Origin of the sequence: Methylobacterium organophilum (assembly GCF_022533465.1) — a bacterium.
Lineage (GTDB): Bacteria > Pseudomonadota > Alphaproteobacteria > Rhizobiales > Beijerinckiaceae > Methylobacterium > Methylobacterium organophilum.
Genome location: NZ_CP092848.1, coordinates 4,954,318 through 4,974,963, shown reverse-complemented (window position 1 = coordinate 4,974,963; position 20,646 = coordinate 4,954,318). Strand labels below are relative to the sequence as shown.

Genomic DNA, 20,646 nt, shown 5'->3' with positions numbered 1-20,646 from the left:
GACAGCCCCGTCAGGCGTGCTCGACCAGGACCTCCGCCGGGGCCTCCATGGTCAGCACCACGCCGGTCTCGGGGTAGCTGAGCACGGCGGCACCGCCGAAGCTGTGCACGAGGCTGCGCTCGATCAGGCGCGAGCCGAAGCCGGTCCGCGTCGGCGGCTTGACGGGCGGGCCGCCGATCTCCTCCCAGCGGAAGCGCAGCCGCGCCTCGCCGTCGACGGGCGTGACCTCCCAGGCGATGGCGACATGCCCCTCCGAGCGCGACAGCGCGCCGTACTTGGCCGCGTTGGTCCCGAGCTCGTGCAGGATCAGGGCGAGGGTCAGGGCCGGCCGCGGGCCGAGGGTCAGGTCCGGGCCCTGCACGCGGAAGCGGTCCGGCGCCCCGTCGCCGTGGAGGGCGATGGCCCCGTCGACCAAGCTGCGCAGGCAGGCGCTGGACCAGGCGCCCTGCATCAGCACGTCATGCGCCTGGGCCAGCGCCAGCAGGCGGGCGCCGAGGGCCTCGCCGGCGGCATCGAGCGAGGCGGCGTTGCGCAGGGTCTGGGTCGCGACCGCCTGGACCATGGCCAGCGTGTTCTTCACCCGGTGCGACAGCTCCTGCATCAGCAGCGTCTGGCGCGCCTCGTTCTGCTTGATCTCGGTGATGTCGCGGGCGACCGCGAGGATGCGCTCGGGCCGGTGGTCCTTGCCGTTCACCGGCGCCACCGCGATGTCCCACCAGGTCTGCCCCGAGGCCTCGTCGCCGAAGGCCGCCTGGAAACGCGAGGACGAACCCCGGCAGGCCAGCACCACCGCCTCGCCCACCGCCGCCCGACTCGCCGCCGGCCAGAACTCCGCGAAGGGCCGGCCGGCTACGGCCGCGAAGTTGCCGGCGCCGAACACCGCCAGGCAGCGGTCGTTGAGGGTGATCAGCCGCCCGTCGAGATCGAGCACGCTCACGCAATCCGTCGTGGAGGCGAGGATGCGGCGGTTGAACTCCTCGCTGGCGCGCAGCTGCGCGTTCAGGTCCTCGGCGGTGATGGCGCGGATGGCGCTCGCGTCGAGGGCGCGGGCGAACACGGCTTCCGCGTGGCGCCGGGCCTCCTCGGCCTCAGCGAGCTTCATGCGCAGGCGCGCATTCTCGGATTCGAGCGCCGACGACGCAGCATCGCTCCCGCATCGTGCGGCCATGAAGGCCTGTACCACCGCACTCCCCCATCGCTCCGCCTAAGGGTATGAAGGCAACCCTTGGTTAACCCTTGAGGCGGACCCCGGTGCGCCGCGGCGCGGGCGTGTTCTGTCGTTTGAACTCGACGGCGGCGGGAAGGGCGGATCTTGCGTCCGCTTCATACCCCGACGCGGCGAGGATCGAACCCGCGATTCGGCATGGGCCAAGCATAGCACGGAGCCTTGCCCCCGCAAGGGCCGGCAATTTTCGTCAAGTTTTCGATACGGCTCCGGACACGCGAAAACAGAAACCCGCGCAACCCGATACTTTCAGCTTGACCATTCGGTAATGGTGCGATGCAGGAGCCGAGAACCGAAAACTAGGATCAAGCTCTCCTCGGTCGAAGGAGCGTCGATTTCGGACTACCACCTTGGCCTGAGCTCGTCGCAAGGCCACGCTCTTCGGTGCAGGGCGCCTCAGCGGTTCCGGCCGAGCAGGACGAGCCAGCCGAGACCGAGCACGGCCACCGTCAGGCCGATGATGACGAAGACCGGCGTGCCGAGCTCCATCAACCGTGGCGCGATCTGGGTGGCGAAGGCGGCCACGACGAGGCCGACCGCGACCCGGGCGGCCCCGCGCTCGATGCCGCGCACGAGCTTGTCCATGCCCTTCAGCTCGATCTCGACGGTGACGCGGCCCTGCTTGAGCCGCACCAGCATCAGGTGGATCAGGGTCGGCAGCTCCGAGGCCGCGCCGTAGAGCCCGGTTCCGAGCGCCTCCGCCTTGCGCAGGAGGCCGCGGGCCGAGAAGGTGCTGCGCAGGGAGGCCCGCACCGTGGGGCCGGCCGCGGCGAAGAGGTCGAAGCCCGGATCGAGCTGGCGCATCACGCCGTCCGCCGTCACCAGCCCCTTGAACAGGATGGCGAGGTCGGTGGGCATGGCGAGGTCGTTCTCGCGGGCCATGGTCATGAAGTCGGTGAGCACGAGCCCGAGATTGAGCGGTACGCTCGAATGGGTCTGGACGAAGTTCTGGGCGGATTGCTCGAGCTTGGTCAGGTCGGGATTCGAGGTGCCGGTCCAGTCGAGCAGGGTCGCCATCAGGCCGTCGACATCCTGCTTCAGCATGGCACCGATCAGCACCAGGAGCTGCTGGCGGCGCTTGTGCGAGAGCCGGCCGACGATGCCGAAATCGATGAAGCCGATGCGGTTGCCCGGCATCACCAGCAGGTTGCCGGGATGGGGATCGGCGTGGAACACGCCCTCGATCAGCGCCATGCGCAGGAAGGCGTCGCAGCCCTTCTGGGCGAGCAGCTTCTTGTCCGCGTCGATCGCCCGCAGGGCGGCGGCGTCGTTGGGCGAGATGCCGTGGATGAATTCCTGCACCAGCACCCGCTCGGAGCACCATTCCCAGTAGATCTTCGGGATCACGATGTCGTCGCGGCCGGCGAAGATCTCGGCGATCATCTCGCAGTTGCGGGCCTCGTTGAGCAGGTCGAGCTCGCCGTTCAAGCCGGAGGCGAGGTGGCGCATCTGCTCCTGCGGCTGGTAGCGGGCGAGCTCCGGCCATTCCGTCTCGACGATGCGGGCGCCGTGGGCCATCAGGCGCAGATCCGCCTCGATGATCTTGCGCAGGCCCGGCCGCAGCACCTTGACCACGACCTCCTCGCCCGAATGCAGGCGCGCCCGGTAGACCTGGGCGATGGAGGCGGAGGCGATCGGGTTCGTGTCGAACTCGGCGAAGACCTCGTTGGGCGGGGCGCCGAGATCGGCCTCGAGCTGCGGGCCGATCAGCGACCACGGCACCGGCTTCACCTGGCTGTGCAGCTTCTCCAGCTCGTCGGTCCAGACCGGCGAGAGCAGGTCGGGCCGGGAGGCCAGGATCTGCCCGAACTTGATGAAGGTCGGCCCCAGGGCCTCGATCGCCCGGCGCAGGCGCTCGGGCTGCGACAGCCGGGTCACATCGACCTTGGGCTGGCGGCGGGGGATCAGCGGGATGTTGCGCAGGCCGAAGCGGTCGACGGCCTTGTTGAGACCGAAGCCGATGAAGATCGTCGCGATCTCCGACAGGCGCTGGCGGTCGCGCGCGGCGACGAAGGCGGTCTTCAGCATGCTAACCGGATGGCCCGCGGCGCCGGGATTGGCAAGCGCGTCAAGGGCCACGGGCTTTAGGCTTTTTGGCGGCGTTTGCGCGCGCCCCGCCGGGCAGGCGGGGGAGGGGGCCGCAGCCGGGGCGGCCAGGGCAAGGCCCTTGCCTGCTCAGGATGATCCGTTTCAAACCCATAGGCGATTTATTCAAGATTAACCAAAAGCCCGTTCAATGCACGGAGGCTTAAGGTTGATTCTTCCCTAAACGGCGGAGCCGGTCTCTTCGGACCTCACCCGCGGGGCGTCTTGCGACGCGCCGCGCGAGAGCCGGCCTGCGCCCGTGCGGGAACGCGTATCCGAGTGATGCCCGCATGGATTACGTCGCGTATTCTTCGATCCGTCGCGTGCGGCGCCGCTCCCGCTCCCGCAACCGCTTCCTGCCGATGCTCGCCCTCGCGGCGATCGGGGCCGCCGGCTATGGCGGCCTCCTCCTGAGGCACGACGCCGAGCCGGTCGCGGTCGCCGAGGCGCCCCAGGCCGAGCCGCCGGCGCCGGAGCCGCAGGCGCCCCCCGCGCCGAGCTTCGCCTGGATGCTCGACCCGAGCCCGGCCCTCGGCCGCGGCGCCCAGACCCTCGGCCTGCCCGCCCGGCCCGTTCCCGCCGCCCGCCTGGCCGCGGCTCTGCCCCAGAGCCAAGAATCGGCTCCGGCCGAGGCGGTCACCACGACTGCCGCCTTGCCCGCCCCGAAGCCGGCCCCGCGGATCCTGGCCGAGACCCCTGCCGCCGCGCCGAAGCCCGTCGCCCAGGCCGTGCCCCTGCCGGTCTCCCGCCCGCCGGAGCTGCGGCCCGCGAGCCCGCCCCAGACGCCCCGCATCTTGGCGAGTCGCTCCTTGGCGAGCCGCGCCGTGGCGAGCCGCGTCACCACGCAATCGACCCGCAGCGTCTTCGCCGCGGCGACCCCGCAGCCGCCCGCCGCCGAGCGCTCCTTCTTCGAGACGATCTTCGGCGGCGATTCCACGCCCGCCAGCGAGCGCAGTTCGGCGACGGCGCTGGCCTATGCCGGCCCCGACAGCGACGCCATCGCGATGACGCCGCGCAACCGCCTGCTGCCCGCGCCGCCCTCCGTCAGCAGCGCCGCCACCGCCGTCTACGACATCACCGCGCAGCGGGTCTATCTGCCGAGCGGCGAGGTGCTGGAGGCCCATTCCGGCCTCGGCGCCGCCCAGGACAACCCGAACCACGTGCATCTGCGCATGCGGGGCGCCACGCCGCCCGGCACCTACGACCTGCGCGAGCGCGAGGCCCTGTTCCACGGGGTGCGGGCGATCCGCCTCACCCCGGTCGGCGGCAGCGGCACGATCTATGGCCGCAACGGCCTGCTCGCCCACACCTACATGCTCGGCGCGAGCGGCGCCTCGAACGGCTGCGTCGTGTTCCGCAACTACGACCGCTTCCTGCAGGCCTATCTGCGCGGGGAGGTCCGCCGCCTCGTCGTGGTGGCGAGCGGCGGCCGGGACGCGATGGCCAACATCGCCAACCGCTGAGGAAGGCCCGGCACGAAACGAAAAATCCCCCGGGTGGACCCCGGGGGATTTTTTGGGCCGTGGCGGCGCCGGGCCGATGACTGGTCGATCTTGCTACTGGTCGATCTTGGCGCCGAGCAGGGCGATGGCCTTCTGGTAGACGCCGGCATCGTTCCAGCCCTGGATCGCGGCGAAGTTCGGCTCGCCGGGCTGATAGCCCGCGCCGGGCCGCCAGCCATGGGCCTTGAGGAAGTTCGCCGTCGAGTTCAGCGCGTTGGCCGAGCTGTCGAGGCTGCCGCCGACGCCGTAGGTCAGCACGTTCTTCGGCAGGAACTGGGTGTGGCCGACCTCGCCATGGGCCGCGCCCCGGGTGCTCGGCGTCAGCACACCGCGATCGACCAGGGTGAGGGCCGCATAGAGCTGGTCGGTGAAGAAGGCCGAGCGGCGGCAATCATAGGCGAGCGTCGCCACCGCGGAGAGGGTGTTCACATTGCCCTTCACCGCGCCGAAACCGGTCTCCATGCCCCAGATCGCGAGCAGGGGCCCCGGCGGCACGCCGTAGCGCTGCTCGATGGCGGCGAAGAGGGCCGCGTTCTGCTGCTTGAGCGCCCGCCCGCGGGCCACGATGGTCGTGCCGCCGCGCTTGGCCAGGAACTGGTCCAGGGAGAGCTTGAAGCTCTTCTGGCCGCGATCGGCCGAGATGGTCGCCGTGGAATAGCTCGTGCCCTGGAGCGCGGCGAGGCTCGCGGCGCTGGCCCGGCCCCGGGCCTCCTCCGCGAATTCGCGCTTCCACGCCTCGAAGCCGGCCGCCGTGTTGCCGCATTGCGCAGCCTCGGCCCGGCCGGCCAGGCACGCCAGCGCCAGGCCGAGAACCGCCAGACGCTTCCTGTCCCCGCTTCTGATCATTCGAAACTCCTCGTACGCGGCGGGTATAAGAACCGCTGCTCTTCCGGAGCAAGCTTAGCCGCCCCGATCGGCAGGGCTATATAAGGAAGATCTGCGCGGTTTCATGGCCGCGGCCGCCACTTCCGCGCGAGCGTGGCACCGAAACCTCAGCACGGCGCCCCCCGCGGCGGGACGGCGTCACGCCTCTGTGATCCGCCCGGGCCGCCGAGAACACGGCCAAGGCGCCCCTGAACGGCAAAGGGCGCGACCCCTGTCCGGGAGTCGCGCCCTGTCTCGCGAGGCGGCCGACCGCCTCGCCGGGTCGGCGGCGCCTCAGGCGGCGACGGCGGACTTGCGGCCGCGGGGCTTCTTGGGAGCCTCCTCGGTCGTCTCGACCTTGGTGCGGCGGCCACGGGCCTTCGGCGCCTCGGTCACGGTCTCGCTGGCCTCCGCCGCCATCTCGGCGGGGCGGCGGCGCTGCTGGCCGAGGCCGAGATCCTTGGCGAGGGCCGAACGGGCGGCGGAGTAGTTGGCCGACACCGTCGGATAGTCGGCCGGCAGGCCATAGCGGCGGCGATAGGTCTCGAAGTCCAGCCCGTGCGTGGTCAGGTGGCGCTTGAGCGTCTTGTAGGGCTTGCCGTCGATGAACGAGATCAGCGCGTCGGGCGTGATCGACTTCTTGATCTGGGCCGGCGTGGCCTTCTCGATGTCGTCCTCGACCGGCGCGGCGGGCGCCGAAAGATTGACGAGGGCAGCATGGACCTGGGCGATCAGGCCCGGCAATTCGGCGGCGGGCATCGAGTTGTTCGAGACATAGGCAGACACGAGATCCGCCGCGAGTTCGATACGATCGATCGACGCCACCTGGCTTTCATCCGACATATAACAGGGCCCTTTCTTTTTCCCTGTCTCGGAGCTACCGCTCCTGTGCAGGAATTCAAGCGAATTCCTCTATGGAAACCTGTAAAAACCGGAAATCCGCCGATTCTTGCGTGTTTTTGCGCGTATAGCGCGAATTCGGAGAGCCCTGCCCGCAGGATTAGGTTGCTCAGAAAGCCCGCGCGCAGAGCCGCGGCAGGCTTGGCGAGACGTTGATTCGTCCAGAAGTGTTCCTGGCGTGGACCAGGCGGAAAAAAGCGAGAACTCCCGAAGCTCAGGTAAACATGCCCCGGCTCTAACCCGGTCGTCCGGGCGACTTTCATCGCGCGCTTGTTGTCATCTCCCACCGCGGCCGAGGGCAGGCGGCCTTCTGATGGGTCCTTCACCTGACCAGCGTATTCCTCTGCACGCTCGGCGAGGATGCGGCGGCTGGCGCCGGCCGGTCGCAAAACGTCGGGCAAAGGCCCGAACGCGAAAGGGGCGGCTCCATGGAGCCGCCCCTCTGCCTGTACTGTCGATGGACGAGGAAAGATCAGGCGCGGTTCGGTCAGGCCCGCAGCGCCGCGTCCAGATCCTCGATCAGATCCTGCGGATCCTCGATGCCGATCGAGAGGCGCACGACCTCCGGGCCGGCCCCGGCGGCGCTCTTCTGCGCGTCGGTGAGCTGGCGGTGGGTGGTCGAGGCCGGGTGGATCACCAGGGAGCGGGTGTCGCCGATATTGGCGAGATGGCTGAACAGCCGCAGGTTCGAGACCAGCTTCACGCCCGCCTCGTAGCCGCCCTTGAGACCGAAGGTGAACACCGCGCCGGCGCCCTTGGGCGTGTAGCGCCGGGCGAGCCCGTGATACTTGTCGCTCTCGAGGCCCGGATAGCTCACCCATTCCACGAGGGGGTGATCCTTCAGGAAGGTCGCGACCTTCAGGGCGTTGTCGGAATGGCGCTGCATGCGCAGCGGCAGCGTCTCGATGCCGTTGAGGATCAGGAAGGCGTTGAAGGGCGAGAGCGCCGGCCCGAGATCGCGCAGGGACAGCACCCGTACGGCGATGGCGAAGCCGAAATTGCCGAAGGTCTCGGAGAGCACCATGCCGGCATATTCCGGCCGGGGCTTGGAGAGCATCGGGTAGCGCTCATCCCCCTCCCAGCGGAAGCTGCCGCCGTCGACGATCAGGCCGCCGATGGAGTTGCCGTGGCCGCCCAGGAACTTGGTGGCCGAATGCACGACGATGTCGGCGCCGTGCTCGAAGGGCCGGATCAGGTAGGGGGTCGCCATCGTGTTGTCGACGATGAGCGGGATGTTGTGGCGCTTGGCCACCGCCGCGATCGCCGCGATGTCGGTGATGACGCCGCCCGGATTGGCGATCGACTCGATGAAGATCGCCTTGGTGCGCGGGGTGATCGCCGCCTCGAAGGAGGCCGGGTCGTCGGTATCGGCCCAGACGACGTTCCAGCCGAAGTTCTTGTAGGAATGGTTGAACTGGTTGATCGAGCCGCCATAGAGCTTGTTGGCCGCCACGAACTCGTCGCCCGGCTGCATCAGGGCGTGCAGGGTCAGGAACTCCGCGGCATGGCCGGAGGCAACGGCGAGCGCCGCGGTGCCGCCTTCGAGGGCGGCGATGCGCTCCTCCAGCACCGCGTTGGTCGGGTTGGTGATGCGGCTGTAGATGTTGCCGAAGGCCTGCAGGCCGAACAGCGAGGCGGCGTGGTCGACATCGTCGAACACGAAGCTCGTGGTCTGATAGATCGGCGTCGCCCGCGCGCCCGTGGCCGGGTCGGGGCTCGCCCCCGCATGGATCGCAAGCGTGTTGAAGCCGGGCTGGCGGTCGGTCATCGCTAAAGTCTCCCGCGGGCCGTTTACGCCCCGCCTTCGCGCCGTTGCAAGCGGGCAGGCGCAGGCCCGCCGTGCGCTTTCGCCCCGGCTGCCCGGAGGAACCGCATTCGCCCACCGAAGTTCTCGGCGAACGTTTTCTCAAGAGAACTCGAGGTGAGCGATGGCGGCGGCGGCCAAGGACGACCACGAGGCGATCTACAAGGACTTCAAGGCGGCGGTGAACATGACCGCCTCCGCTCTGGAAACGTTCCTCGAGACCGAGGAAAGCCGCTCCGTCGGCCAGAAGACGGAGGGCGGCGAGGCCACGGGCCACAAGTCTGGCCGCCAGATCGTGAGCATCCTCCACAAGAAGAAGGCCGATCTCAGCGACGACGACTACGCGCATATGAAGAAAGTCGTCGGCTACGTGCATCGCCACCTCAAGCAGGGCGGCCCGGAGGACAAGGCCAAGCGGGCGGACTCGCCCTGGCGCCTCTCGCTGATGAACTGGGGGCACGATCCGCTGAAGGCGTGAGCCCCTCGGGCCCGCGCCCAGGGAGGGGATCGCACCACCACCCTGGCGTGTCGCCGAGGCGGCTTCCCCTCGGCCCGGGAGCGCTCTAGACCCGGCCGTCTTCCTGATACGGTCGGAGTGTGCTCGATGGCGAAGGTCGCGTTTCTGGGGCTCGGCGTGATGGGCGCGCCGATGGCCGGCCACCTCGCCGCGAAGGGCCACGAGGTCACGGTCTACAACCGCACCGCCGAGAAGGCGAAGGCCTGGGTCGCCAAGCATGGCGGCGCCTTCGCCGCCACCCCGCGGGAGGCCGCAAAGGGCCAGGCGATCGTATTCGCCTGCGTCGGCAACGACGACGACCTGCGCAGCGTGACGCTCGGCGAGGACGGCGCCTTCGCGGGCATGGAGCAGGGCGCGGTCTTCGTCGACCACACCACGGCCTCCGCCCAGGTCGCCCGCGAACTCGCCGCCGCCGCGGAGGCCGCCGGCCTCGCCTTCATCGACGCCCCCGTCTCCGGCGGCCAGGCCGGCGCGGAGAACGGGACGCTCACCGTGATGTGCGGCGGCCATCCCGAGATCTATGCCCGCGTCGAGCCGGCGATCCTCGCCTATGCCCGAGCGAGCCGCCTGATGGGCGAGGCGGGCTCCGGCCAGCTCACCAAGATGGTCAACCAGATCTGCATCGCCGGCACCGTGCAGGGCCTGTCCGAGGCCCTGCATTTCGCCAAGCGGGCCGAGCTCGACGTCGAGGCCGTGCTGGAGGTGATCGGCAAGGGCGCCGCCGGCTCCTGGCAGATGGAGAACCGGGGCCGCACCATGAATGCGGGGGCGTTCGATTTCGGCTTCGCCGTCGAGTGGATGCGCAAGGATCTCGGCATCCTCCTCGCCGAGGCCCGCCGCAACGGCGCCAAGCTCCCCCTGACCGCCCTGGTCGACCAGTTCTATGCCGAGGTCGAGGCCATGGGCGGCAGCCGCTGGGACACCTCCGCGCTCATCGCGCGGCTGGAGCGGTGAGCGCCTCGCTCGCCAGCGCCAGGGCCGCCTCCGGGCGGGTCCAGATCCAGTCCTCGCCCATCTGGTGGCGGAACCAGGTGAACTGGCGCTTGGCGTAGCGGCGGGTGTCGGCCTGGCCCCGGCGCACGGCCTCCGCGTAGGGGAGGGCGCCGTCGAGATGGGCGATCAGGCCCGGCACGCCGTGGGCGCGCATCACCGGCAGCATCGGGTCGAGGCGGCGCGCGCGCAGGGCCGCGACCTCGTCGAGGGCGCCCGCCGCCATCATCGCCAGGAACCGGGCATCGATGCGGGCGCGCAGGGCCTCGCGCTCCACGTCGAGGAAGATCCGCAGCAGCGGTTGTCCGGCGAGCGGCCCGGGGGCGCGCCGGCCCTGGAAGGCGGCGATGGGCCGGCCGGTGGCGCGGAAGATTTCCAGGGCGCGCATCACCCGCATCCGGTCGGAGGGACGCAGCGACGCCGCCCCTTCCGGATCGAGCGCGGCGAGTTCGGCGTGCAGCGCCTCGGTCGGGCGCCCCTCCGCCTCGGCCCGCACCGCCGCGCGCACGGCGTCGGGCACCTCCGGCATGTCGGAGAAGCCCTCTTCGAGGGCGCGGAAATAGAGGCCGGTGCCGCCGACGAAGATCGGCAGCCGGCCCGCCCGGCCGGTCTCCTCGAGCAGGGCGGCGGCCGCCCGCTGGAAATGGCCGACGGAAAAGTTCACCGCCCCGTCGACGCTGCCGTAGAGCCGGTGCGGCGCCAGGGCTTCCTCGTCCACGCTCGGCCGGGCCGAGAGACGGCGCAGATCGGCATAGACCTGCATGGAATCCGTGTTGATCAGGCTGCCGTGAAACCTCTGCGCCAGGGCCAGCGCCAGGGCCGACTTGCCCGAGGCGGTCGGCCCTGCGATGAGAACCGCGGCGGGCCGCTCCCGGCCCGCGCCCGACCTGTCCGCGAGCGGCAAGACTGTTCTCCCATGACTCTCGTCGCGAGCCTGATAGCAAACCCCGCCCGGCCCGCCATCACCGATGCGGTGCTGGCCGAGGCGCGCCGGGTGCTCCGCACGGACCATCAGCCGCGCATCCTGCACGGGCAGGTCGCCGCGGAGATCCTCGTCGAGGGCGGTGAGGCCGAGCCGCTGGAGGCGCGCCTGCGCGAGGTCTTCGCCGGCGAGCCGATCGACGTCGCCGTCCTGCCCGGCGGACCGCATCGGCGCAAGCGCCTGTTCCTGGCCGACATGGATTCCACCATGATCGAGCAGGAATGCATCGACGAGCTCGCCGCCACCCTCGGCCTCAAGGCGCATGTCGCCGCGATCACCGAGCGGGCGATGCGCGGAGAGATCGCCTTCGAGCCGGCCCTGCGCGAGCGCGTGGCGCTCCTCAAAGGGATCGAGGCCGGCGTGATCGAGGCCCTGATCCGCGACCGCATCACCCTGACCCCGGGCGGCCGCACCCTGGTGGCGACGATGCGGGCCCACGGCGCCCTGACCTGCCTCGTCTCCGGCGGCTTCACCCTGTTCACCGGCCCGATCGGCGCGACGCTGGGCTTCGAGGAGACCCGGGCCAATCGGCTCGGCCTGGAGGCGGGCCGCCTCAGCGGCACGGTCGAGGAGCCGATCGTCGGCCGTGAGGCCAAGCGGGCGACGCTGATCGAAGGGCGCGAGCGCCTCGGCCTCGCTGCCGAGGAGACGCTGGCGGTGGGCGACGGCGCCAACGACCTTGCCATGCTGGGCGAGGCCGGTCTCGGCGTCGCCTTCCGGGCCAAGCCGGCGGTGGCCGCCGCTGCCCGCGCCCGCATCGACCACGGCGACCTGACGGCGCTGCTCTACCTGCAGGGATTCGGCGCGAGCGAGTTCGTGGTCGGCTGAGGCCTCAGGGACGGGTACGGACAGCACCGGCACGTAAAAAAGCCGCCGCCCCGGAGAGGGCGGCGGCGTCGCGTTCAGCATCCCGGCGGCGGGATCAGTCCAGGCCGATCGCCACGAAGCGCACGTCGCCGGCCGCGCTCGCCACCAGCAGCAGCACGGACTTGCGGCCTTCCTTCTTGAGCGCGTCGATCCGCTTGGTCACGTCGGCGGGGCTGCTCACCGCCTCCTGGCCGACCTCGACGATGACCTCGCCCGCCTGGATCCGCTTGTCGGCGGCGGTGGAGGAGGGGTCGACGCGGGTGATGACGACGCCCTTCACGCTGTCCTTGATGCTGTAGCGACGACGCAGCTCGTCGGTGATGCCCGAGAGGTTGAGGCCCAGGGCCTGCCGGGTCACGCTCTCGGCCTCGGGCTGCTTGGCATTGGCGAGCTGGGGCTTCTCGTTGTCCTCGAGGCGGCCGAGCACCACGGACTTGGTCTGCTCGGCGCCCTTGCGGACCACCACGACATCGACCGTCTTGCCCACGGGGGTGGTGGCGACGATGCGCGGCAGCTCGCTCGACGACTTCACGGGCACGCCGTTGAACTTGGTGATCACGTCGCCGACCTGGAGATCGGCGCCCTTGGCCGGGCCCTTCTCGTCGACGCCGGCGATCAGCGCGCCGGTAGCGCCCTTGAGCCCGAGGGCCTCGGCGGTGGCCTCGTCCACGTTCTGGATGCGGACGCCGAGCCAGCCGCGGCGGACCTCGCCGAACTCGCGCAGCTGGCTCATCACCGGGCCGGCGGTGTTCGAGGGCACGGCGAAGCCGATGCCGACCGAGCCGCCGGACGGGGACAGGATCGCCGTGTTGATGCCGATCACCTCGCCGTCCATGTTGAACAGCGGGCCGCCGGAATTGCCCTTATTGATGGCGGCGTCGGTCTGAATGTAGTTGTCGTAGGGGCCGGAATCGATGTTGCGGCCCCGGGCCGAGACGATGCCGGCCGAGACCGAGCCGCCCAGGCCGAACGGGTTGCCGATCGCCATCACCCAGTCGCCCGGGCGCATCTTGTCGGAATCGCCGAAGGGCACCGCCTTGAGCGGGCGGTCGGCCGGCGGCTTCACCTTGAGGACGGCGAGGTCGATCTTCGAATCCTTGCCGACGATCTCCGCCTTCAGCTTGGTGCCGTCATGCAGGATGACCTGGATGTCGTTGGCGTCGCCGATGACGTGGTTGTTGGTCACCACGATGCCGGCCGCGTCGATGATGAAGCCGGAGCCGAGGGAGTTCGACTTGCGGGACTGGCGCTGGCTGTCGTCGTCCCCGCCGCCGCGGCCGCCGCGCTTCTTGAAGAACTCCTCGAAGAGATCCTCGAAGGGCGTGCCCGGGGGCAGTTGCGGCATGGCGCGGCCGCCCCGGTTCGACGCTTCCACCGTGGTCGAGGCGGAGATGTTGACGACGGCGTCGGTCACCTTCTCCGCGAGATCGGCGAGCGACTCGGGGCCGCGGGCGAAGGCAGGCATCGGCAGCACGCTGCCGGAGACGGCGACGCCGATCATCACCGCCGCGAGCGCCGAGCGGGCGTGTCGCCCGAGCGCGGGAAGGCGGTCCGGAAGGGTGCCGGGCGCGACGAAACGCATCGATCGACCTCTTGAATTCTCTGCCGCTGCCGAAGCGTGCCTATAGATCGGCAGCACGGTCCTGCAATCAAGTGCGGCGCGCGCGCCCTTCGGGAGGACCCGCGCGCCGCCGTCTCGGGAGTTCGCCGCCGTCAGGGCGCGGCGTTGGTCTGCGCGCCGGCCTTGCCGCCGGCGGCGGGCGGGCGGCCCTGCGGATCGTTGAAGAACCGGAAGAAATCCGAGTTCGGGCTCACCACGAGGCGCGTGTCCTGCGACTTCAGGCTCTGCTCGTAGGCCTGCATCGAGCGGTAGAAGGCGAAGAAATCGGCGTCCTTGCCATAGGCCTCGGCGAGGATGCGGTTCTTCTCCGCGTCGCCCTGGCCGCGCATCTGGTCGGCCTTGCTCTGCGCCTCGGCGAGGAGAACCGTCACGTCGCGGTCGGCCTTGGCGCGGATGGTGGCCGCGGCCTGGTCGCCGTTGGCGCGGATATCGGCCGCCTCGCGCTTCCGCTCCGAGGCCATGCGGTCGTAGACGGCCGAGGAGTTCTTGGCCGGCAGGTCGACGCGGGTCATGCGCAGGTCGACGATCTGAACCCCGAGCTCCTTGGCGCGCTGGTTCACGTCCTCCTGGATCTCGTTCATGAGATCGGCGCGGTCGGTCCGCACGATGGCGTCGCGGCTCGAACGGGCGAGCACGTTGCGCAGGGACGAGTTGGTGAAGCTCGCCAGGCGCTGGTTGGCGAGCCCGATGGTGCCGACCGACTGGTAGAAGCGCAGCGGATCGACGATGCGGTAGCGGGCGAAGGCGTCGACCTCCAGGTTCTGGCGGTCGGCGGTGAGCAGCGTCTGCACCGGCAGGTCGAGGTCAAGCACGCGCTTGTCGTAGATGACCACGTTGTCGACGAAGGGCACCTTGAAATACAGGCCCGGCTTGTTCTCGCCGGTCTGGTTCAGCACCGAGCGCACGCGCCCGAGCTGGAGCACCAGGGCCTGCTGCATCTGCCCCACGGTGAAGAGCGAGGCGTAGAGGCCGACCACGATCGCCGCGGCGACGATGATCAGGCCGGTGCGGAGCACGGGATTGTTCATCGGCCGCCTCCCGCGCTCGGCGTGCCCGCGGCACGGCCCGGGTGGTCGGTCAGCGGAAGCACCGGCAGCACGCCCGCCGCGGCGCCCGCGGCGCCGGCGGCGGCCCCGCCCTGGTCGATGATCACCTTGTTCACGGAGCCGAGCACCTTCTCCATCGTCTCCAGGAAGATGCGCTCGCGGATGATCTGCGGCGCGGCCTTGTAGGTCTCGTAGACCTGATCGAAGCGGGCGGCCTGGCCGGTCGCCTCGGCGGTGGCCTGGGCCCGGTAGGCCTCGGCCGCCTGCAGGATCTGCGAGGCGCGGCCCCGGGCCTGGGGCACCTCGCGGCTGGCATAGGTCTCCGCCTCGTTGCGGGCGCGCTGGGCGTCCTGCTGGGCGGCGTTCACGTCGATGAAGGCGGGGCGCACCTCGGGGGGTGGGTTCACGCTGGTGAGCTGCACCACCTCGATGCGCACGCCGGCGCCGTACTCGTCGAGGGCGGCCTGGATGATCTCCTTGACCTCCTGGGTGATGCTCGACTGCTCGTTGGTCAGGATCGCCTGGATGTTGCGCCGGCCGATCACCTCGCGCATCGCGCTCTCGGCGATGGCCTTGATCGTCCCCTCCGGGTTCTCGAGGTTGAAGACGTAGTCCTCCGCCTTGAGCGGGTTGACGCGCCACTGCACCTCGAAATCGAGATCGACGATGTTCTCGTCGCCGGTGAGGATCAGGCTCTCCTCGGGCTTGTCGACGGTGCGCGTCGCGCCCGAGGCCCGGTAGCCGATCTGGATCGAGTTGACCTGGCCGACATTCGGCTTGACCACGCCGCCGATCGGGGCCGGGAAGTTGTAGCGCAGGCCCTCACCGCTCTGGCCGGTATAGCGGCCGAAGATGGTGTTGATGCCGACCTCGTTCGGCTTCACCGTGTAGAAGCCGGTGAGCAGCCAGCCGCCCACCAGCAGGCCGGCCACGAGCACGATGCCCTTGCCGCTGCCGAGGCCGCCGCGGCCGCCGCCGCCATTGGGGAAGATGCCGCGCAGGCGGTCCTGACCGCGCCGGAGCAGATCTTCGAGATCGGGATGCGTCTTGCCGCCGCCGCCCCCGCCCCAGGGGCCGCCGCCATTGCCGCCGCCGGGACGGCCCCAGGGTCCCCCCCCGCCGCCACCGCCGCTCTGATTGCTCCAAGGCATGCTCGACGTGTTCTCCTGCTCCGCCGGGCTAACGCGCGAGGCGCCCCACCCCTTCCCGACACGCCCTTCGGCCGGCCGGGATTTTCGTTGGACCGAAAACCGCTTAGGCGCGGGGCTCCGAGCCGTCCGCACCTGAGTGGCGCCACCCCGTCCTGTCAAGGCTGGCAAGTGGTGCTTCCCGCCGCCAACCGCAACGGTCACGCTCTGCGCAATCTCCGCGCAGGGGCCCCGGCAGGGCCGTCCGGCTCACGCCACCCGCTCCAGATCGACGAAATGGAAGGCGTGCTCGTCATGGGGGCCCGGCGCATGCGCCTCGCGCCGGGTCTCGCGAAAGGCGCCGCGGTCGAAATCCGGGAAGAGCACGTCGCCCTCCGGCGCCGCGTCGACCTCGGTGAGGTGGATCAGGGCCGCCCGGGGGAGGGCGAGGCGGTAGATCTCCGCGCCGCCCACCACCATCAGCTCCGGCGCCCGCGCGGCCTCCAGGGCCTCGTCCCAGCCATGCACCACCTCCGCCCCCTCGGCGGCAAAGCCTTCGTCGCGGGTCAGCACCAGGGTGCGCCGGCCCGGCAGGGGCCGGCCGATGGAGTCCCAGGTCTTGCGGCCCATCAGCAGCGGCTTGCCCATGGTGAGCGCCTTGAAGCGCTGCAGGTCGCTGCGCAGGCGCCAGACCAGGCCGTTGTCGCGGCCGATCACGCCGTTCCGCGCGACGGCAACGACGAGGGTGATGCGGGGCGCCATCAGACGGCCACCGCCGCGCGAATCGCCGGATGGGGATCGTAATCCTCGATGGCAATGTCCTCGTAGGTGAAGTCGAAGAGCGAGCGCACCGCCGGGTTCAGGCGCAGGCGGGGCAGGGGCCGCGGCGTCCGGGTGAGCTGGAGGCGGGCCTGATCCAGGTGGTTCACGTAGAGATGCGCGTCACCGAAGCTGTGGACGAAATCGCCCGGCCGCAGCCCGGTCACCTGCGCGACCATGGCGGTCAGCAGCGCGTAGCTCGCGATGTTGAAGGGCACGCCGAGGAAGGCGTCGGCGGAGCGCTGGTAGAGCTGGCAGGAGAGCCGGCCCTCGGCCACGTAGAACTGGAACAGGCAGTGGCAGGGGGCCAGCGCCATGCGGTCGAGATCGGCCGGGTTCCAGGCCGAGACGATCAGGCGGCGGGAATCCGGGTTGCGGCGGATCTGCTCCACCACCTCGGCGATCTGGTCGACGGTGCCCCCGCCCGGCTTCTCCCAGCTGCGCCACTGCTTGCCGTAGACCGGGCCGAGATCCCCCTCCGCATCCGCCCATTCGTCCCAGATCGTCACGCCGTTGGCCTGGAGGGCGCGCACGTTGGTGTCGCCCTGGAGGAACCAGAGCAGCTCGTGGATGATCGAGCGCAGGTGGAGCTGCTTGGTGGTGACGAGGGGGAAGCCCGCGCCGAGATCGAAGCGCATCTGGTGGCCGAACACCGACAGGGTGCCCGTGCCGGTGCGGTCGTCCTTGCGGACGCCCTGCGTCAGGATGCGGTCGAGCAGGTCGAGATAGGGTTGCATGGCGCCACGTCGGAGAGGGACGGGCAGCATAGGCAGCCGGGCCGCCCACCGGAAGCGCGTGCCGGCCAGCGCCAACAGGCGGATCGCCCCAGGGTGAATCAGTGCGCCGGCCAGAGCAGGTAGGCGACGAGGGCGAGGTTGCTCCAGCCATGGAGCAGGATGCAGGGCCAGAGCCGCCCGGTGCGCCAGCGCAGCCAGCCGAGCACCAGGGCGAGGGGCAAGAGCGTGATCGGCCGGGCGAAGCCGAGCTCGGAGACATGGGCCACGCAGAACAGGAGGGCCGTGGTCACGATCGCGCCGGCCGGGCGCATCACGTCACCGGCCCGGGCGAAGGTGGCCCCGCGCAGGAGCAGTTCCTCGCCCAGCGGCGCCAGCAGCCCGACATAGGCGAGCCACAGCACCAGCATGGTCCGGCTCATATAAGGAGAGAGATGCACCCCGCGGGCGAAGGGCACGTGCAGGGCCTCCGACGCGCCGCTCACCCAGGCGATGTGGAGCGCGGGCCAGAGGAAGAAGAGCAGCCAGAGCCGCTTGAGGCCCCGGCGCGCCGCCGCGGGTCTGGCCAGCCCGAGCCGCGCCCGCCAGGCCGGCCCGTCGCGCCAGCGCGCGGCGGCGACCACCATCAGCGCCAGGCCGAGCTGGCGCAGGATGTCGACGGCGAGTGCCCGGGCATTGACCTCGGCGAGCGGCAGGAGCGGCCGCTGCGCCTGGGGCAGGAGGGGGTTGATGCCGAGGCGCAGGTCGCCGGCCACCCGCACCAGCAGGATCGCGGACAGTGTAGCGATGACGAGGTAGAGGACCGGCTGCAGAACGAGGAGGACGATGCGGCCGAACCAGGCGAGACGCGAGGGCGCGGCCCCGATCGCAGGGCCGGCCGGATGCATCCCGGCCACAGCCGCGTCGCCGAACGGGGGGAAGCGCGGATCGCTCTTCAAAACCGCCCTCGGTCCCTCTATATTCCCCTGGCCGGTCGCGAGACCGGCTATGGCGATAAACGTTCTTCGCAATAAACCTATCGGACCCGGGGGCGGTACCCGGCGCCTCCACCCGAACCCATGACGGAAGGCCGCAAGGCGCGACGTGGGTTCCGGCGGGGGCGAAATAGGATCGACGAGGGCGTAAAGGTTGAGCTTTCGCTCGGCATGGTTCCGCCGTTATCGGGCCAATGCAATAGTTGCCAACGACAACTTTGCTCCGGTGGCTGTCGCCGCGTAAGCGGTGCCAAAAACCGATCTAAAGTCCTAGCGGGTAGCACCGCATAGGCGGGGTTCGGAGGTACCTGGCAACAGAAACCTCCACTTGATTTTCCATGGCCCGACGTGCCCCGTGTCCGGCAGGGCCCGGGCAGAGCGAGCGCCGATGGCAGAAGACCTCATCCGGTACGACCTCCTGGTGCAGGACGCCCTGCGCGGCGTCGTGCGCAAGGTCCTGAGCGATGCGGCCCGCGACGGGCTCTCGGGAGAGCACCACTTCTACATCTCGTTCCGCACCGAGGCGCCGGGCGTGCGCATGTCGCAGCGCCTGCGCGAGAAGTACCCGCAGGACATGACGATCGTCCTGCAGCATCAGTTCTGGGATCTCGGCGTCACCGAGCACGCCTTCGAGGTGGGACTGTCCTTTTCCGGCGTGCCGGAGCGGCTGCTGATCCCGTTCGATGCCCTGTCCGGCTTCTTCGACCCCTCCGTCCAGTTCGGCCTGAAGTTCGACCAGAACGAAGCCGGCGAGGAGACGGAGGAGGAGGCGGCGCCCTCGACCAAGGCGGGCCCGCGCGGCGCGGCCTCCGAGCCGGCCGAGGTCTCCCCCAAGGGCGGCACGCTCACCGCCCTGCCGAATGCCGCGAAGATCGTGCCCGCCCTGCCGGCCAAGCCGGAGGCGGCCGTCGCCGAGGACAAGGGCGCCGACAAGCCCGCCAAGGACAAGCCGGCCGCGGCCAAGGGCGAGGCCAAGGAAGGCAGCGCCGAGGTCGTGAGCCTCGACGCATTCCGCAAGAAGAGCTGAGTCGCGATCCGAGCCGCTCCGCCGAAGGTCGCCCTTCGGCGGAAGACGCGTGCCGTCAGCGCCGCTCCACCCGCAGGCGCAGGCCGCTCTCGGGGCGCAGCGTCACCCGGTGGAGCGGGGTGACCGGCGGGTGCCGCGCGGGCAGGCCGAGCCGCACCGCGCGCACCACATGCGCCAGAACCAGCGTCGATTCCTGGAGCGAGAAGCTCTGGCCGATGCAGACCCGCGGCCCCGCCCCGAAGGGCAGGTAGGCGTAGCGCGGGATCGCCTCGCGCCGCGGCCCCGAGAAGCGCTCCGGATCGAAGGCGTCGGGCTCGTCCCAGAGCGTCTGGTGCCGGTGCAGCACGTAGGGCGCGACGATGACGGTCGAGCCCCGCGGGATCTTGATGCGGCCGAGCCGGTCCTCGCGGATCGCCTGCCGGCTCATGAAGGGCACCGGCGGGAAGAGGCGCATGGTCTCCTCCATCACCGCCCGGGCATAGGGCAACCGCTCGAGGGCGAGCCGGCCTTCCGCGTCCGCGGCCGCATCGGCCTCCGCCTCGAGGCGGTCGCGTACGCCCGTATCCTGCGACACGCAGTAGAGCGCCCAGGTCAGCGCATTGGCCGTGGTCTCGTGGCCGGCGGCGATGAAGGTGACGATGTTGGCCTTCACCTCCAGGTCGCTCAGGCCCTGGCCCGTCTCGGGATCCTGGGCGGCGAGCAGCAGGGTCAGCAGGTCCTCCGGCGCCGCGCCGGCGGCCATCAGGGCCCGGCGCCGCTCGATCAGCTCGTCCACCACCTCTGCGAAGAAGCGCATGGCGGGGCGTGCCCGCAGGCGGCCGAGCCGCGGCACGAAGCCGGGCACGCCGAACACGTCGAGGGGATCGATCGGCCCGACCGATTCGAGGAAGCGGGTGATGGCGCGGCCCAGGGCGTCGGGATCCCGCGGCAGGCCGTGGGTGAAGATGGTCCGCTCCAGCACGTCGAGGGTGACGCGGGTCATCTCCGCGACGATGTCCACGGCGGCCCCGTCCCGCCGCGCCAGCCGCCTGGCGACGCGGGCGCCCGCGGCATCCATCGCCGCGACGAAGCCGCCGACATGGCGGGCGGAGAAGATCGGCGCGAGGGTGCGTCGCTGGAGCCGCCATTCCTCCCCCTCCGCCGTGAGCAGGCCGTTGCCGAGGCCCGGCGCCAGCACCCGGCGCTGGAGATCGTCCTTGCGGTAGTTCTTCGCGTTCTCGACGAAGAGGTAGCGCACCAAGGCCGGGTCGCTGACCACGGTGAGCCGGCCCATGGCGCCCTCGGCCGCGACCACCGGCTCGCGGAAATGCGCCTGCGTCCAGGTCGCGACCGGGTTGGCGCGCACCGCCTTGAGGAAGGCGAACAGGCCCAGGGGCCTAGTGAGCGGCGGCGGGACCCGGGGGCGGAAGAGCGGCGCCGCGGGCGGCATCGCGGGCGGCCCGTCGCCCGGCGCCCCGGCCAGCACAGTTTCCGGCATCGCATTCCTTGCGCATACGGCGCGGACAGAGGCGTCCGCCTGTCAGCGGCGGCATCGCGCTCGCCCCGCCTCTTCGGTAAGTAGG

At 70.6% G+C, this 20,646-nt stretch carries 18 protein-coding genes and 1 other RNA gene; 6 read left to right on the top strand and 13 right to left on the bottom strand.

The window, feature by feature from the left end; all coding sequences use genetic code 11:
* Positions 1 to 10: 10 nt before the first annotated feature.
* The gene (locus tag MMB17_RS23520) at positions 11 to 1,102 is read right to left on the bottom strand and encodes a sensor histidine kinase (RefSeq protein WP_241100465.1); all 1,092 of its coding nucleotides are present in this window, start codon (positions 1,100 to 1,102) and stop codon (positions 11 to 13) included.
* A gap of 519 nt (positions 1,103 to 1,621) precedes the next feature.
* Positions 1,622 to 3,253 carry an ABC1 kinase family protein gene (locus MMB17_RS23515; protein WP_238314891.1) on the bottom strand — a complete coding sequence of 544 codons (1,632 nt, stop codon included), beginning with the start codon at positions 3,251 to 3,253 and terminating at the stop codon, positions 1,622 to 1,624.
* A 347-nt stretch (positions 3,254 to 3,600) separates the two neighbouring features.
* Between MMB17_RS23515 and MMB17_RS23510 the strand changes: the two genes are divergently transcribed.
* The gene (locus MMB17_RS23510; RefSeq protein ID WP_241100464.1) at positions 3,601 to 4,773 is read left to right on the top strand and encodes a DUF2778 domain-containing protein; all 1,173 of its coding nucleotides are present in this window, start codon (positions 3,601 to 3,603) and stop codon (positions 4,771 to 4,773) included.
* Positions 4,774 to 4,866: 93 nt separating this feature from the next.
* On the opposite strand, the gene MMB17_RS23505 is transcribed toward MMB17_RS23510, so the two are convergent.
* The 3 genes from MMB17_RS23505 to MMB17_RS23495 form a co-directional block, all read right to left on the bottom strand.
* Positions 4,867 to 5,658 (bottom strand): lytic murein transglycosylase, encoded by a 792-nt coding sequence (locus MMB17_RS23505; RefSeq protein WP_238314895.1) that lies wholly within the window; start codon positions 5,656 to 5,658, stop codon positions 4,867 to 4,869.
* A 312-nt stretch (positions 5,659 to 5,970) separates the two neighbouring features.
* A complete protein-coding gene (locus MMB17_RS23500; RefSeq protein WP_238314897.1) occupies positions 5,971 to 6,519 on the bottom strand; it encodes a Ros/MucR family transcriptional regulator in 549 nt (182 codons plus the stop codon).
* 544 nt (positions 6,520 to 7,063) lie between these two features.
* A complete protein-coding gene (locus tag MMB17_RS23495; protein WP_241100463.1) occupies positions 7,064 to 8,344 on the bottom strand; it encodes an O-acetylhomoserine aminocarboxypropyltransferase in 1,281 nt (426 codons plus the stop codon).
* A gap of 160 nt (positions 8,345 to 8,504) precedes the next feature.
* Between MMB17_RS23495 and MMB17_RS23490 the strand changes: the two genes are divergently transcribed.
* Together MMB17_RS23490 and MMB17_RS23485 are read left to right on the top strand one after the other, a co-directional pair.
* Positions 8,505 to 8,858 (top strand): DUF3140 domain-containing protein, encoded by a 354-nt coding sequence (locus tag MMB17_RS23490; RefSeq protein ID WP_238314901.1) that lies wholly within the window; start codon positions 8,505 to 8,507, stop codon positions 8,856 to 8,858.
* A 126-nt stretch (positions 8,859 to 8,984) separates the two neighbouring features.
* Positions 8,985 to 9,851, top strand: a complete 867-nt coding sequence (locus MMB17_RS23485) for an NAD(P)-dependent oxidoreductase (protein WP_241100462.1) — start codon at positions 8,985 to 8,987, stop codon at positions 9,849 to 9,851.
* Here MMB17_RS23485 and miaA read toward each other — a convergent pair.
* Positions 9,829 to 10,791, bottom strand: a complete 963-nt coding sequence (gene miaA, locus MMB17_RS23480) for a tRNA (adenosine(37)-N6)-dimethylallyltransferase MiaA (protein WP_238314905.1) — start codon at positions 10,789 to 10,791, stop codon at positions 9,829 to 9,831. The genes MMB17_RS23485 and miaA overlap by 23 nt on opposite strands.
* 12 nt (positions 10,792 to 10,803) lie before the next feature.
* On the opposite strand from miaA, the gene serB reads away from it, so the two are divergent.
* The gene (gene serB / locus MMB17_RS23475; RefSeq protein ID WP_241100461.1) at positions 10,804 to 11,697 is read left to right on the top strand and encodes a phosphoserine phosphatase SerB; all 894 of its coding nucleotides are present in this window, start codon (positions 10,804 to 10,806) and stop codon (positions 11,695 to 11,697) included.
* A 94-nt stretch (positions 11,698 to 11,791) separates the two neighbouring features.
* On the opposite strand, the gene MMB17_RS23470 is transcribed toward serB, so the two are convergent.
* The 6 genes from MMB17_RS23470 to MMB17_RS23445 all read right to left on the bottom strand — a co-directional run bounded on the left by MMB17_RS23470 (position 11,792) and on the right by MMB17_RS23445 (position 18,021).
* Positions 11,792 to 13,318 (bottom strand): DegQ family serine endoprotease, encoded by a 1,527-nt coding sequence (locus MMB17_RS23470; protein ID WP_238314910.1) that lies wholly within the window; start codon positions 13,316 to 13,318, stop codon positions 11,792 to 11,794.
* A gap of 131 nt (positions 13,319 to 13,449) precedes the next feature.
* Complete coding sequence (gene hflC / locus MMB17_RS23465) at positions 13,450 to 14,385, bottom strand: protease modulator HflC (protein WP_238314912.1); 936 nt, start codon at positions 14,383 to 14,385, stop codon at positions 13,450 to 13,452.
* Positions 14,382 to 15,554 carry an FtsH protease activity modulator HflK gene (gene hflK, locus MMB17_RS23460; RefSeq protein ID WP_241100460.1) on the bottom strand — a complete coding sequence of 391 codons (1,173 nt, stop codon included), beginning with the start codon at positions 15,552 to 15,554 and terminating at the stop codon, positions 14,382 to 14,384. Before hflK ends, hflC begins: the two co-directional genes overlap by 4 nt.
* Before the next feature lie 246 nt (positions 15,555 to 15,800).
* Positions 15,801 to 16,292 (bottom strand): dihydrofolate reductase, encoded by a 492-nt coding sequence (locus MMB17_RS23455; RefSeq protein ID WP_420847301.1) that lies wholly within the window; start codon positions 16,290 to 16,292, stop codon positions 15,801 to 15,803.
* Positions 16,292 to 17,086 carry a thymidylate synthase gene (locus MMB17_RS23450; protein WP_238314916.1) on the bottom strand — a complete coding sequence of 265 codons (795 nt, stop codon included), beginning with the start codon at positions 17,084 to 17,086 and terminating at the stop codon, positions 16,292 to 16,294. Before MMB17_RS23450 ends, MMB17_RS23455 begins: the two co-directional genes overlap by 1 nt.
* Positions 17,087 to 17,184: 98 nt before the next feature.
* Positions 17,185 to 18,021 (bottom strand): CPBP family intramembrane glutamic endopeptidase, encoded by an 837-nt coding sequence (locus MMB17_RS23445; RefSeq protein ID WP_241100459.1) that lies wholly within the window; start codon positions 18,019 to 18,021, stop codon positions 17,185 to 17,187.
* Here MMB17_RS23445 and ssrA point away from each other — a divergent pair.
* Positions 18,013 to 18,386, top strand: a transfer-messenger RNA (tmRNA) gene (ssrA, locus tag MMB17_RS23440). The genes MMB17_RS23445 and ssrA overlap by 9 nt on opposite strands.
* A gap of 59 nt (positions 18,387 to 18,445) precedes the next feature.
* Entirely contained in the window at positions 18,446 to 19,084 is a 639-nt protein-coding gene (locus tag MMB17_RS23435; protein WP_241100458.1) for an SspB family protein, read from the top strand.
* Positions 19,085 to 19,139: 55 nt separating this feature from the next.
* Here the strand turns inward: MMB17_RS23435 and MMB17_RS23430 are convergent, their stop codons facing one another.
* A complete protein-coding gene (locus MMB17_RS23430; protein WP_420847300.1) occupies positions 19,140 to 20,561 on the bottom strand; it encodes a cytochrome P450 in 1,422 nt (473 codons plus the stop codon).
* Positions 20,562 to 20,646 lie beyond the last annotated feature (85 nt).